The organism is Spiroplasma endosymbiont of Glossina fuscipes fuscipes (assembly GCF_049669535.1).
In the GTDB taxonomy this organism is placed as follows: Bacteria; Bacillota_I; Bacilli_A; order Mycoplasmatales; family Mycoplasmataceae; genus Spiroplasma.
The window spans coordinates 1,449,967-1,465,080 of the sequence record NZ_CP187162.1; the positions used below are offsets into that span (position 1 = coordinate 1,449,967).

Annotated in this window: 12 protein-coding genes; 1 reads left to right on the forward strand and 11 read right to left on the reverse strand. The window is 26.8% G+C overall.

Features of this window, described 5'->3' with window-relative positions:
* Window positions 1-9: 9 nt before the first annotated feature.
* The 6 genes from ACOBWH_RS08715 to ACOBWH_RS08740 form a co-directional block, all read right to left on the reverse strand.
* The gene (locus ACOBWH_RS08715; protein WP_424526509.1) at window positions 10-228 is read right to left on the reverse strand and encodes a hypothetical protein; all 219 of its coding nucleotides are present in this window, start codon (window positions 226-228) and stop codon (window positions 10-12) included.
* A 744-nt stretch (window positions 229-972) separates the two neighbouring features.
* On the reverse strand, window positions 973-2,016 hold the full coding sequence (locus tag ACOBWH_RS08720; protein WP_424526510.1) for a hypothetical protein: 1,044 nt from the start codon (window positions 2,014-2,016) through the stop codon (window positions 973-975).
* Between the two features lie 16 nt (window positions 2,017-2,032).
* The gene (locus ACOBWH_RS08725) at window positions 2,033-2,425 is read right to left on the reverse strand and encodes a hypothetical protein (protein ID WP_424526511.1); all 393 of its coding nucleotides are present in this window, start codon (window positions 2,423-2,425) and stop codon (window positions 2,033-2,035) included.
* A gap of 61 nt (window positions 2,426-2,486) precedes the next feature.
* Entirely contained in the window at window positions 2,487-4,181 is a 1,695-nt protein-coding gene (locus ACOBWH_RS08730) for an Mbov_0396 family ICE element transmembrane protein (protein WP_424526512.1), read from the reverse strand.
* A 32-nt stretch (window positions 4,182-4,213) separates the two neighbouring features.
* Window positions 4,214-4,528, reverse strand: a complete 315-nt coding sequence (locus tag ACOBWH_RS08735) for a hypothetical protein (protein ID WP_424526513.1) — start codon at window positions 4,526-4,528, stop codon at window positions 4,214-4,216.
* 70 nt (window positions 4,529-4,598) lie between these two features.
* Entirely contained in the window at window positions 4,599-4,919 is a 321-nt protein-coding gene (locus ACOBWH_RS08740) for a hypothetical protein (RefSeq protein WP_424526514.1), read from the reverse strand.
* A 218-nt stretch (window positions 4,920-5,137) separates the two neighbouring features.
* Here ACOBWH_RS08740 and ACOBWH_RS08745 point away from each other — a divergent pair.
* A protein-coding gene (locus ACOBWH_RS08745; protein ID WP_424526515.1) for an IS3 family transposase occupies window positions 5,138-6,246 on the forward strand; the annotation gives its coding sequence in 2 pieces (ribosomal slippage) (window positions 5,138-5,378 and window positions 5,378-6,246; 1,110 coding nt in all).
* Window positions 6,247-6,254: 8 nt separating this feature from the next.
* Here the strand turns inward: ACOBWH_RS08745 and ACOBWH_RS08750 are convergent.
* The 5 genes from ACOBWH_RS08750 to ACOBWH_RS08770 all read right to left on the reverse strand — a co-directional run bounded on the left by ACOBWH_RS08750 (window position 6,255) and on the right by ACOBWH_RS08770 (window position 15,103).
* On the reverse strand, window positions 6,255-6,485 hold the full coding sequence (locus ACOBWH_RS08750; RefSeq protein ID WP_424526516.1) for a hypothetical protein: 231 nt from the start codon (window positions 6,483-6,485) through the stop codon (window positions 6,255-6,257).
* Between the two features lie 174 nt (window positions 6,486-6,659).
* Window positions 6,660-10,145, reverse strand: a complete 3,486-nt coding sequence (locus ACOBWH_RS08755) for an FtsX-like permease family protein (RefSeq protein WP_424526517.1) — start codon at window positions 10,143-10,145, stop codon at window positions 6,660-6,662.
* A gap of 173 nt (window positions 10,146-10,318) precedes the next feature.
* Window positions 10,319-10,600, reverse strand: coding sequence for a winged helix-turn-helix transcriptional regulator (locus tag ACOBWH_RS08760; RefSeq protein WP_424526518.1), 282 nt, complete (start codon window positions 10,598-10,600; stop codon window positions 10,319-10,321).
* Window positions 10,601-10,706: 106 nt separating this feature from the next.
* Window positions 10,707-13,370, reverse strand: a complete 2,664-nt coding sequence (locus ACOBWH_RS08765) for a cation-translocating P-type ATPase (protein ID WP_424526519.1) — start codon at window positions 13,368-13,370, stop codon at window positions 10,707-10,709.
* 152 nt (window positions 13,371-13,522) lie between these two features.
* The gene (locus ACOBWH_RS08770) at window positions 13,523-15,103 is read right to left on the reverse strand and encodes a lipoprotein (protein WP_424526520.1); all 1,581 of its coding nucleotides are present in this window, start codon (window positions 15,101-15,103) and stop codon (window positions 13,523-13,525) included.
* Window positions 15,104-15,114: the final 11 nt, after the last annotated feature.

The window sequence follows — 15,114 nt, forward strand, 5'->3', positions numbered from 1 at the left end:
TCATCCTTTTTAACCAGCTAATCAATTAAACATTAATGGTAATGTTAACATAACAGCAAGCATTGATATAATAATTTTCCCAGCAGTTGATAATGATGGTAATCCTCATACCATTAAAGAAATAAAACCAATGACTAGTATTGCAATAATAACATCTATCCAACTAATTCCTCTTCAAAAATGAAATTTAGATGCTTTAATATTTTTAGGTATCATATTTTTATTCATATGTGATCCTCACTTTCGCAAGAGTATCCTATCCGAAAACAAAGAAAAAACATACAACTAATTAAGATTAGTTAATTTATTTGCTTTCATAAATTTCCTCTATAAATTATATTGTATTTCATTCTAAGTGGTTTCTTGACTTTAAGCACCACTCCGGATAGGATACTTATAGAAAAAAACAATATGCTACAACATATTGTTCAATAAGTGAAAGGATTGTTTTTTGATGAAGAATTGAATCAAACACAAATTTAATAAACGAATTAATAATACAATTCCTAAAAGTTACATTGTAACAAGTATGTTTATATTATTTCTCATTGTATTTTTATATCCTTTATTAACTAATTTAATGATTAGAAGAAACATTATATCTAAATATGAATATCTTTATCATTAGAATACTTTTCATTTTTTATTAAACCATTAATCTTACCTATTTCCTATATCTTTTCAATTTCATTTTGTATTATATTTAATTTAGTTACTTAAAATGTTTTTAATAAAGACAACACAATAAATATGAAATTTAATTTGGTAAGTTTAATAACTACATTAATAATATCCTTGTTAGGAAATTACATATCATTAATTTTAATAGATAATATAATAATTTCGATAATCTTTGGCATATTAATATTTAGTATAAATTTATGTAAAAATGAATTTATTACTTGTGTTTTCCTTTCACAGATAGATAGTATCAGGAGTTTAAATAAATTGGGATAATTTATAAATTATTTTTTAAATTAAATATCATTTAATTAATTTTGATAATTCATACACAAAATATTTAGTTTTTTTAATAAATGAATCATCAATATATTGGCTATTAATAAGTTCATCTTTTTCTGAAGGTGTATTTAATACTTTACTATTAAAAGTAAAATCATCATCTTCATAACCATATTTATTACAAATAGTAATTAGTTTACTAATTTTTAATTTTCAACTTTTATAAGAATCTTTTAATTTTTGTTTTACATCATTATTTGAAAATAATTCATTAAAATAATAGTAAATTTTACTATAAAAAGAATTAATTAATAGTTCTTGTTTAAAAGAAGAAGTGAGTTCATAATTTAATTCATTAATATAATACAATGAGCACTCTCAAAAAAGATTATTATATCAATATTTAAAAATATTAGATTTTAAAAATGATAACTGTGGTAATTTATTAATTCGTGGGTGACTATAAAATATTCACATTAGATTTTGAACTAATAATTTTTGAACTGAAGAAAATAATTTAAAATATCCATTTTTATCAGCATTTGATTCTCAAAATATTTTATGAAATAATTCATTTACTAAAAGTAAGCATAAATTATTAATTTCTGTAACTGTTTTGTCATTTTGATTTAAAATTATTTTATATTGATTATTTTTTTCTTTTTCCTTTGCTAATTTTTCATCTTTTTCTTGTGCAATTCTATTTTTGACTACTTGTGCATTAAAATATTTTTTTTCATTTTGTTCTATTATAAAAGCTGATAAATAAATATCATAATTTTTAAAATAATTTTGGAACGACTTTGATTCCATAATTTCTTTTACATCACTCATTGAAAGTATTGCACCCGCTGCAATTCTTTTTGTTTTTGGATTATATAACTCAACATTTTTTTCTTTTGGTCAATATCCAACTATTCTGGGAACTCGTTTAAAACTATCATAACTACCAGGAATAATATAATCACTACGAAACAAAATAAAAACATTATTTTTATACTTTTCTAATTCTAGCGTATCATCTAATTGAACATATTTATTTAAAATTTCCATAATTAACTATAAACAACTATTTATTTTGTTGAGTTTTCATTTCTTGTAATTTAAGTTCCATTTCAAGGATCTGTTTTTTAAGTTCAAGTTCTTTTAAAGAGTTGTTTTGATCTTGCACTGTGTTTTGTTGTTCTAAAACTGGGTTAATTGTTCCATCTTTTGATAAAACTTCTGGATGCATTGCTCAAATTGCATCTACTTTTTCTTTACCATCAATTTGACAACAACTTTTATATCCAACCACTTCAATATATTCTAAAATAGACTGTGTTGTTTTTTCATCTTCAATTGCTTTACTTTGTTCTTTTCGCATAGCACAATATTGATCATACTGTTTTCTTGTCATACCCATACGTTTATGTGGTGCTTCTCCAAAAACTAATTTACTTGCTGTTTTAAAAATACCCATATTTAACAACTCCTTTTATGGATATATTATAACAAATTAAAAAAATAAGGGGATAATTTTACTATAACTTTTTACCCTTATTTGCTTTAATATCTTGTTTAATTGCTTTATTTGTGTTTCTAATCAATTCTATGTCACTACGTTTAGTAGTATACTCATTATGTTTTGATATTTTGGTGTTCAACTTATCAACTTTTTTATGAGTTTTGCTAAACTGTTTACTATTTGCATTTGTAATAGAATCTGTTTTTTGCAACAATGAATCACGTTGTTTAACTAATTCTTTTCCTTTATTTCTTAATAAATCATTCTGATTTTGTTTTGCTGTTACACTAGCTTCTTTTGATAAAGAAATTAATTGTGGATTTCATCCTGTAAATGCTCTACCCACTGCTTTAAATGGTACTGCAATACCTCTTTCAACTCCACGTCTAAATCCTTTAAATCCACCTTGTTTCCAGTTTGCTATTCCTTTCGCAAGACCAACAGTTAATCCAACTGTTCCTAAACCAACAGCGCCCATTACTCCTCCACGTCTTGTTAATTGTCCAAATTTTCCATCAGCAATTTTTTGACCAAAATTCATCTTCTGAAATTGATTTGTCATTAAATTACTCATCATATTATTTGAACTCATTGTTGCAGGGCCATTTACAGCTTGTGACATATTCATTTGGTTCATATCAAATCCAGGTGTCCCTGCAAATGATTTTGATCCTCTAACTGCTTTACCTTTGTTCTTTGAAACAAAACCAAGAGCTTTCATAGTCATTTTTCCTGCCATTGCTCCAATTCCTAAACCTGCTCCTAGTGATTTCATTGACGCCATTGATTCATACATTCCAACCGATTCTCCAATAAATGCTGCTATTAAAGTTGAAAAATGAATTAGTGCTAAACCACCACCGGCAATTGTGATAAATAATAATACACCTTGAGCCATTCAATTATTTCCTAAAGAAGTTTGACCAGAATAAATAATTACTGTTAATGACTGCATAATTCCAATAAATGTATATCATCCAATTAATGTCGACAATGTTGCTAAGAACTTACCTATTGTGAATTCTCCTCATTGTTTTAATCTTGCACCATCATCAAGAACGGTAATTACTCCAAAAACTGGGGCAATAATAAATAAAAACATTAACTCTACCACTTTTTGAACTAAAATCATTCCTGTCATCAAAATAACAAATAACATAAATCAGACTGTTAATAGTTCAATAATTAAGTTGTATTTTAAAATATTTCCTGGTGGTCCATAATCACTAGGTACACCTATGGTTTGATCTGGTGAACCAACTTTATACAAAGCATCTGCAATTGATCCGCTTGTCCCCATTGCACCACTTATTGTTTCAGAAAGTTTAGATACAAAAAAGTTTGCAAGAAAGAATATTATAGGAATTGTAAGAATAAATATTATTCCTTTAAATAATCCAGCAAATGCTTTTAAGAATTTTACTTTCATTTCAGCTGTTTCTTTGCACATTAATATAATAAGTTGAATACCAAATATTAATACTCAAATACATCCAACAATTAATAATATAATAAAGAATGCAATTGGTAGATTTGCAAAATCAAAATTTTGTGATGAACCAAATAAAATATCTGATAATATACCACCTGATAAATAACTTAATATTTTATTAAAAATATTAATAATTTGAAGTGGGCCTTGTAAAAATATTCGCCACATCAAATCTAATAATGCTTTACTAATCCCATCTCATATTGATAATAATTGCATTTATATTCTCCTTTCTATAAAACTTATTAAATTTATCCAGTAGCTGATGGAGAAAGTGATAAGTTCAATCCCATAGCAGCAAATACTGCATTTACAATTGTAGGAATTGCAAATAATATAATTGTTGAAATTAACGGCCAAAGCAATGAAGATCTTAATTCTGATCTTAATTCTGGATTATCAGAAGCCATACCCATTCTAACAATAATTATTCCAGTTTTAACAGCCATTATCAGACCACCACCACCGAATAATAATCAAACTCCAATGTTTACTCATGGAGTAACTGAATCGATAATACCTTGACCATTAAATCCAGTTCCTGACATTAAATTTAAATTAATCATATTTTTCTCTCCTTTCGCAAAGCTATCCTATCCGAAAGTAAAGAAAAAGCACACAATAAAATAAAAGAACTTATCGAGTAAATTCTTCAGAATTATAAATATAATTTTGCTTTAAATTATTATAAATTAGTTCTTTCAAATCAACAGTAACTAAATCTATAATTTCTTCATTAGAAGTTTTAACTATATCTATATTTTCTAAAGGGATATAACCATGATTTGCCATTTCGTTTAATAGACTACTATTAACATTAGTATACTTTAAATAATTTCTAATTGTTGTTTCTAAATGAGTGTCTGCATGTTCTAAAATATCTTCTTTTTTTGATTTATCTCAGTTTTGTGCTGCTTCATTTAGAAATAATTCAGTAATTGCATTAATTTTTGACATTTTATTTCTCCTTTCGCATATGTATCCTATCCGAAAGCTAATAAAAAGCACATAAAAAGAAAACCAATTCTTAACGAACTGGTTCTTCTTTAGAAACTATAATATTACGTTCAATAACTAAATCATCTCATATATTGGATAGGTTACAATAACTTGGACCATATTTATGTAGACTGTAAAAAATAAGCTAAAATTATTAGGAAAGCAGGAATATAAAAATGGCAAAAAACCAGTACACCGATGAATTCAAGAAACAAATCGTAATGTTATATAAAAATGGTAAAAGTAATATTGAAATTGTTAACGAATATAAAATTTCAAAGGCAGTTCTTTATCAATGAGTAAAAAAATTTGAGAATTCTGGTTCTTTTAAAGCTAAAGACAATCGCTCTGTTGAAGAAAATGAACTTATTCAGTTGTGAAAAGAAAACAAACAATTACGAATGGAAAATGATATTTTAAAGCAAGCATCACTGATAATCGGCAAAAAGTAATATTAATTACTAACAATAAAGACAAATATTCAGTGAGGAAAATGTGTCAAATATTAAAGATAGCAAAATCAAAGTATTATTATCAAATTAATAAGAACACTAAAACTGAAATTAATATTTATGAAAATGAAGTTATCAGTGCATTTAAAGAAAGCTATAAAGTTTATGGTGCTAGAAAAATTAAAATTATTTTAGCAAGAAAGAACATTATTTTATCTCGACAAAAAATTAGAAGAATTATGGCAATAAATAATTTAGTATCAAAATATACTAAATTAAAATATCGCAATCATAAATCTCCTGTAAATAATGATCAAATTAGTAATATTCTAAATCGTGAGTTTAGTAATAAAAGACAAAATGAAGTTATTGTGAGCGATTTAACCTATGTTCAAGTTGGTTCAAAATGACATTATATTTGCTTACTAATTGATTTATTTAACCGTGAAGTAATTGGCTATAGCGCTGGAACAAATAAAACTGCTGAACTAGTTCAGCAGGCATTTTATAAAATAACACGACCACTAAATCAAATTAGGTTGTTTCATACAGATCGTGGTAATGAATTTAAAAATAAAATTATTGAAGAAATTTTATTAACATTTAATATTAAAAGATCATTAAGTGCAAAAGGTTGCCCTTACGATAACGCAGTAGCTGAAACAACCTATAAAGCTTTTAAAACTGAATTTATTAATGGTCGAAAATTTAAAAATTTAGAACAATTAAAGTTGGAACTATTTAATTTCATTAATTGATACAACAATATTCGAATTCATGGTAGTTTGAATTACTTAACTCCAGTTGAATTTAGAAATCAGAAGTCTACATAAAAAGTGTCCTAAAAAGTGTTGCCATTCCAATCACCATTCATTAAAACATAAAGACCACGTGAAGAACCAAAATAAGTTTTTTCCTTACCAAAGATAATTGCATTCCGAAAAATATTTTCAACCCCTTCAATTCTTGTTTGAACATATTGTTTATTGTTAAAAGGAAAAGGAACATTTTGAAGAATATTATCTGGTCCTATAAAATTATGAAAAAAACAGAACTTATCATTACTACTCATATACATATTCTTTTCAACTTACCTCTGCCCACTTTGCTAATAGTATTTTATTAAGAACAACTTTACAACAATAACTATATAATTAGTTTAGCAAAAAATAATACATTATATAAAATTTAATAACTTTTTAAGAAAAAATGTTATCCAATTTTAAAAAATGGATAACATTTGGTTTTACTCTAATGTAATATTTACTAACTTGTTTCTCTTAATTTTTCAAATTCCAACCGCAATCACTAATAATAGAATTATTCCAATTGCTAATGTTGCAATTGAAACAACATAAAAAGAAAAGGAAGGAATTAAAAGCATTCCGGTGCTTTTAAAGACCACGTTAGCAATTAAACTTCATAATAATTGTGCAATCACATAACTTAAGATATAACCAATAATAATTGCTAATAGATAAAATCCTAATACAATTGAAATAATTTTTCATGTTGGATATCCAAGTACTTTTAAGGTTAAAATTGTTCGCCGGTTTTCATCAAGCACCATTGAAATTAAAACTGCAAGAATCAAAGCAACAATTACAATTGTTAATCCTTCTAACACATTAAGAACATCACGGACCGTTCGCATTCCTTGCGAATAATTTTCCCGTAATGTATCAAATGGTCAAATCTTATTTAACCCATTTAATAATTTTAGATTTGTTCGTAAATCAAGGGCATTAGTAAAATCAATTTTTTTATTATCAAACATTGTAAAATCATAATTATCCGTTAATGAAAATGCTGACATAATACGATAAGGTTGCAAAGACATTCCACTTAGGCTAGCACGAGAAGCAACGACATTATAATATGAATTAGGTGCAAACACAATTCCCTTTCCGGTTACATTAACTCATTGATTCATAACAGTAACTAAGGAATCTTGATTCATATAAATATTCCCCGAACTAATATCAGCATCATCTGAACCAACTACTTTAAAAGCAACAGGAACATATCCAATGGCATTCGTAATGCGAACATTTAGTTTAAAAATATCACCCGGATTAATGTCCATTGCTTGATAAACTCGTTTTGCCAAAATAACTGGGATTGGTTCATTAATTGGCATATTCAAATCATGTGCTACTGGGTTCTCACTAATTTTATAACCAAAAACCTCTTTTTGAGCAACATCAGCGGAAGTATTTTGGGAACGATAGTTTAACAACTGGTTTCGTTCTGTTTCATTGCTTGATAAACCAACAACATTTAATTGTGAAACAGGATTTTTAGCATTCTTTGTATCATCTGGACTTCAACCAGCTGACAAAAAGACATATGGAAAATCATAAACTGGATCATACACCATATTTGGTCCTAAATAAATATCGGGATATTGTCCATTGGTTGATGAACCCAAACTATTAATCATATTAATTCCAGTGATAATAGTTTGAATATCTGCTTCGGTTAACCCTTGACTAATTAAATTCGGCTTTATAATATTTATTATTTCAATTAATCGATCTCACCCATTAATTCATTCCCCAGTTTTGCTATCTTTAACTTTATAGTTAACAATTGCCTTAACTGTTTCAACATTTAAATAAGGGTATTTATTAGTTTTGGCATCATATTTAATCTTACTTTCAACAAGAGTTGGACCACTTGGATCACCAACAATATTCAACAAATCACCACAGCTTTGTTTTACACCAGTAGGATTAGAACTTGATAATTTTAAAAAACACATTAATAGATCTGGAAAATTAAAGGTTTTATTATCATCTAAAACTTGTGCGCGATAATAATGTTGGTCACGTTCATCTGTTGTAATTCAATTATATGTTTTACTATTATCGGCCTCTTGAACAATATCTTGTTGATCAGAAGATGCAATTAAATATGATTTTATATCATCTTTAAAATATCGGAAGGAATCATTAACAATCCCTTGTGCCATAACTCCAGCATCTAATTGAAAGATTAATAAAAAGGATGAAAAAGCTAAAACAACTAACACTGTCACTCATTTTCCGAATGATTTTAGAGCAAAGGTAAACGATAAATGAATATTAAAGGACAACCCAAAGTGTGCATATTTTCTCCCCCTTCTTACTTTTTTAACTCGAAAATTTAAATTTGATCCTTTTAAATCATAAATTAAATCTAATGCTGTTCTGCTCAAAAGAATAAATGAAATCAAAAACGCCATAGCAATAAAAATAAGGGGAATAATAATTGTTGCTGTAATAAAAATAATCGGATTAAAATAAAAGAGTGATAATGGTAAACCAATTGAATATAGGTTTGAAGAAGTAAAATACATTTGTAATGGTAAACTTAATGCTCATCCTAATAGACAACCAATTAAAGTCGTAAATACAATATTAAAAGTAAATACAAAGGACAATTCATATCGACGATATCCTAGTGATTTTAAAACTCCGATTTGTCGTTTTTGATGAGTAATATCCTTTTTAATGAAAAAGGCAATAATAATTAAAATAATAATTGAACAGGCAATAGCAATTGAAGTATTAATAATAAAACCGGTATTTGTTAACATTACCACTTGCCCTAGTAATGATGATTCAAAAGCAACAATAACATTATCTGGTGCAACAAAATAATTACTTAAAACCTTACGTAACAATGCCTTTTTTTGCGGATCAGTTAAATCACCATTAACATTAATAAATCCTGTAAACTTTTCTTCACCATTAGAAAAGTTTTGTTTAATCGTATTATAATTTATGTCATTCATAAATAATAATGAACCATTCCTTAAATCAATTATTTTACCACCACTAGCAATTGTTGATAAACTCGCTAAACTAGGATAAATATTACTATATTTAGCACCATAACCAGCAATCTTAAATTGTAAATTTGAATTATTTCCTAAATTAAAATTACCTCCAACATTTAACAAATTATAGTCCACATATTGCTTACTTAAAATAATATTATTTTTACCTAACTCAGTAACTGCTTCTCGACTTGTTACGTCAAAAACACGATTAAATGGAGTATAAAAAACATTATTTCCTCTTCAACTATCACCATTAAATAGCAAATTTTTATCTTTGCTAACGGCAACAGCATTAAAATACTGCGTATCTTTGGCCAAATTATTAGCAACAAACTGATAACTAACATCATAACTAAGATTTAAAGTAATATTGTCATCATCAATTAAAGCTCTTAATTGGCTTTGGTTAGGATGATGAACAATGTAACTTAAAAATGCTGAAGAAATATTACCACCAAAATTTTTAACTAAAGCAGTAAAAGATGCTGTCCCTGTTTGCTTATTCAAATATGATGGCTCTTTTGATCATGTACAAATTTGATTATTTGTTAAATCACAATTTAAACCTAAAACATCCGCTCTAATATTATTAAAAGTTAAGTGATTATTATCAATTTTAGTTTCATCATAAAATTGTGCTAAAAAAGCTCGATTGTTTTCGTTTATTTTTCAATTCGAATTTCTTTTATAAACATTATTATCAATGTTCAAACTATCCATTTGAATTTCATAATGATAGAGAATACTGTTTTTCTTAACATCATTTAACCCATTTTTAACTTGAAAAACAGTCGAAAAAAGTGCCGTAAAAGTTAATAGTGCCCCAATGATGAACAAAATTAGCCCAATAAACTGAGTTATTTTTTTTGTAAACCCTCGCGTAGCCTCTTTTGCAAGATTTAACATATTATCCACCCATTCTAAATATATATTAAGTTTATTATATAAGAAAAATAAAATATTTTTAAAAAATATTCCAAATCTTTAATCAACTAAATAAGCGCAACTAAATCGTTTGATTTGATAAAGCATCCGTACTAATTCAAATCCAACATCTGTTAAACGATAAGAAGAATACATTACATTGTTTTTAGGATACATCTTTTTTTGAATAATATTTTTTCAATTAAATTATTAAGGGTTTCTGTTAGCACTTTTCTAGTACATTCCTTTAAATGGTTATGCAATTCATTAAAACCATACTCTTGCTCATTCAAAACATTAATTATTTTTAAAGCTCATTTTTGTGAAATAATTTTAACAAAACTTTTAATTGTTGCCACGTTATGATCACAGCAACTACTCTCACAACGACAATCAGCCCCACAACAAATTTGATCCTTAATGACACACTGTTTCATTATATTTCACCACTTTTCACTATCTATATATTATAAACCTTAATAAGATAATTTACAATTATGTTTTTTTAACTAAATAAAAATAGTTGCCTTAAAAGCAACTATTTTATCGTCCAATGAATTTACGAACACCATCATAAGCCAATAGCAGTAACAATGGTATAACCATCATTCCCAATGATATAATTGACATTTGTCAAGATAATAATGGGGACGTCTCAAACTTATTTTCATTAGCTGTTGATAAAAAGATTAAATTTAACCCTGGCGCATATATTATTAAAAAGTTTAATGCTAAAGCAATTAATGATGCTCCTAATAAATAATAATTGGTTGGTTCCATTTTATGATGGGCTTTAATCTGATAGTTTGGTAATTGAATTGCAAAAGCAAAAATAACCGGTGAACATGCCATCACTAAAATTGTCGCAATTTTAGCATCTTCAACATTATTAAAAACTTCTTTTCCAATAAAAAATGTTGCAATAACAGTTCCCGCCGTAACAAATGCTAAATATAAAATCGTTCCTAAACTATTAGTAAAAAAGGACTCTTTTTTATTTCGTGGTTTATCTAACATTAGACGATTATCGTTATCTCCTAAACCGATTGGAATAGCCATTAATGTTTCAACAACCAAGTTAAATCATAAAATATTAACTGAATCAAATGGCTTAATTTGCGTTGAAACAGAAATAATAATAAATGCCAAAACATTAGCTAACTGTGCTGCACAAACAAAAGCAATTGCCCGTTTAATTTTATGATAAACATTTCTTCCTTCTTCAACACCACGAATAATAGTTGAAAAATTATCATCTTGCAAAATAATATTTGCTGCTTCTTTTGAAACATCAGTCCCAGTAATTCCCATTGCTACTCCAATATCTGCTTTGCTTAAACTTGGAGCATCATTAACACCATCACCCGTCATTGACACAACATAATTCATTGCTTGTAAACACTCAACAATTCTTGTTTTATGATCAGGATTAACTCTTGCAAAAACCGAAACATCTCTAAATTTCTCTTGTAATTCTTTATTATTCATACTATCAATTTGATGACCAGAAATAACATTCGCTTCTGAAATTGCTAAATTTAAATCTTTTGCAATCGCCAAAGCTGTTGCTTTATGATCTCCTGTAATCATAATTACTCTAATACCAGCTTCATGTGCTCTTTTAACCGCTTCCACTGCTTCTGGGCGCGGCGGGTCAATCATCCCAACTGCACCTAAGAAAATTAAATCACTTTCAATTTCTTTCTTATCATATTCTTTAAAAGCAAAAGCTAATACTCGTACTGCTTGACTTGATAATTCTAAAGCTTTTTCTTGTAATTCTTCTTTCATTGTTGCAGTTAAAGGAATAATTTTATTATTTAAATAAATCTTATGGCAATGTTTTAATAATTGGTCAAGTGCACCTTTTGTATAAACAAACTCTTGTTTATTAACCCGATTAACAGTTGACATTAATTTTCGATCAGAATCAAACGGAACTTCTAAGATTCGAGCATACTGTTCACGATATTTAACTTCACTAATCGTAAACCTTCTTGTAAAATCAATTAAAGCAATTTCAGTTGGATCACCAATTCGTTCTTTTTTAACATTAATAGCATCATTACAAAATGTTAAACAATTAATAAAATGAAATGCTGCTCGATTGTCTGTTTCAAAACGAAAAGCACTTTCTTTCATAGTTTCATTATTAAAAATTACTTCTTTAATTGTCATTTTGTTTTGAGTTAAAGTTCCTGTTTTATCTGAACAAATAACATTGACTGACCCTAATGTTTCAACAGCATCTAATTTTTTAACAATAACATTAACACGAGCCATTCGTTTTACTGACAATGATAAAATAACTGACACAATAACAACTAATGACTCTGGAATAACAGCAATAGCAATTGTGACTGATGTCATTAAATTGATTGGTCAACTATTTTCATCAGTCAATAGAAAGAAAACAAAGACAAAAATTGCTAATAAAATAGCAAAAATACTTACTACTTTTGTTAATTTTGTTAGTCTGATTTGTAAGGGTGTTTTTCCTTGTTTGGCCTTAACGACTCCTGCCGCAATTTTACCAATTTCACTATTAACAGCATTAGCAACAACAATCCCGATTGCTCTTCCATTTGTAATAAAAGTTGACATAAAAGCCATATTAGTTTGGTCAGCTAAAACTAATTTTTGTTTTGTTAAAACAATACTATTTTTTTCAATCGGAACTGATTCACCAGTTAAAGCAACTTCATCAATAAACAAATTACTTGCTTCTAAAATACGAATATCCGCTGGAATATATTTTCCAGCTTCTAAAATAACAATGTCACCAACAACCAATTCGTTGGCTGAAATCTCGATAATATCACCATCCCGTTTTACAACCGCAACTGGAATTGTCATTTTCTTTAATGATTCTAATGATTTTTTTGCTTTCACTTGTTCAATTGTTTGAATAAAAGCATTTAACAAAACAATACATAAAATTACAGCAAAATCAATTACATGAATTTTATTATTAACAACCTTCTGAATAACAACCGAAGCAATACCAGCAATAATTAGAATAATTGACAAAGGGTCTAATAATGAATATAAAAAAATTAAACTTCAATGTTTATTTTTTGGCTTTGGCAATTCATTTTTACCATTTTTAACTAATTTTTCTTGTGCCTGTTCTAATGATAAACCCGAACTTAAATTTGTTTCAAATTCTTGTTCCAATTCTTTATCTGTTTTGTCAAATCATGTCACTTATTGTTGACCTCACTTTCTATTATTGTCTAAAACTAAATTTCTTAATTTCTATTTTGCTTTATAAATTAATTTTATAATATAAATAACTAAATTGTAAGACTAATTAAAAAAATAAAAAAAGTTTTAGAAACTTTTTTTATTTTAAAAATTTATCTTTTAACAACATCATAACGATAACTACTTCATAAATAATAAAACGGCATATAATAAAAGTTTGAACTTCCAAAAACAAAACTGGCGTCACGTCCACCACCATTAAACCAGAAAAGATTATTATTTTTATCATAATCTATTTCTTTAGAATACCAACCGGTTACTTGTTTAAAAGCAACCAAATCTAAGTCTGCTAATTTTTGATTGATTACATCTTTATCGCTAGTAAATTCTTTAAATAAAGTTACTGGTAATGAATAATTTGTTAATTTATTAGCCAAATATTTTTCTACTAAATTATTCCATATATTGGTAGAAACATTAAAATGATAACCTCCTTTAAAATTTACTTTGTAATATTTTAAAAAGGCAATAATAATATTAGCAAAATTAGATATTTTTGTTTCCAATTTATCTTTTGTTAAAATAACTGTTGATATAAAGTCAGTATTACTAGCATTAAAATAGCCAGATAATGTCATCCCAAAAATATTAACATAATCTAAGGAAAATTTAAATTGTCCTAATTCAAGTTTTGAATCAGCAGCAAATTTTGGGACTACTGATTTAATATATAAACTAACAAAGTCAGCTGGTTTTGCTTCCTCAACATTATTGTCTTTAACTCATTTACTTAATAATGATGCATCAGCTATATCATTGCTCCCATTATTATAATAAAAACCACGATCATAGTCACTATTAAACAAAACTGTTTGACTTTCCAAAAATGCTTTATCTTTGCTATAAGTAATCATATCCTTTAAATTTTCATTGGCTTGAATAAAATTAGTTAATATCTTTTTATAAATATTGTCTATTGTAGTTAAATCTTTCTTATAATCAAGATTAAAATTATCATATAAAGTTTTAAAATCACCAGTAGTTACATCAATTTGATCTTTATCGTTATAAAAATCAATGATATTTTGATTAAAATAACTTAAAGCACCCCCTTTAACTAAATTAAATTTTTTCAAATCTGTTGTCATATTAAACGATACATAATATTTATTATCACTTACTAAATCTTTAAATTTAACTTCGTATTTAACATTAAAATTAATTGCAACTGCTTGTAATCCATCCATATTTGGTGATCCTGACAACTCAATTAATTTTTCAATATCAATAAAATTTAACTCTATCATAATATCGTTTTCACTAAAGGAAACATGATCACTATTTGGATAATAATTTGAATACTCATTCTTAATTTCACGATTAACATTATCAAAAACCGCACGAAAGGTTGTTAGAAACTCATTCTTAATTGCTAAATCATCTTGATCTTTATCATTTAATTGATAGGTTTTTTTACTATCAGAAACTCGTGTATATGCTATTAACATATAAGGGTTATTTCGTTCAATATCTTCTTTAAATGATAAATTTTCAAAACTTGTGCTAACTTTCTCACTAATTTTATTTAAAATTTCAACATCTTTATGACCATCATTAATTTCTTCTGTGCCATCACCATTCTCATTATTTGTTTTAGGGGTACAACTTACAACAGTAATTGCCCCACTTGTGAGCAATGAAAAGACTCATAATAAATTTAATAATTTTTTCATTTTTTCCTCCA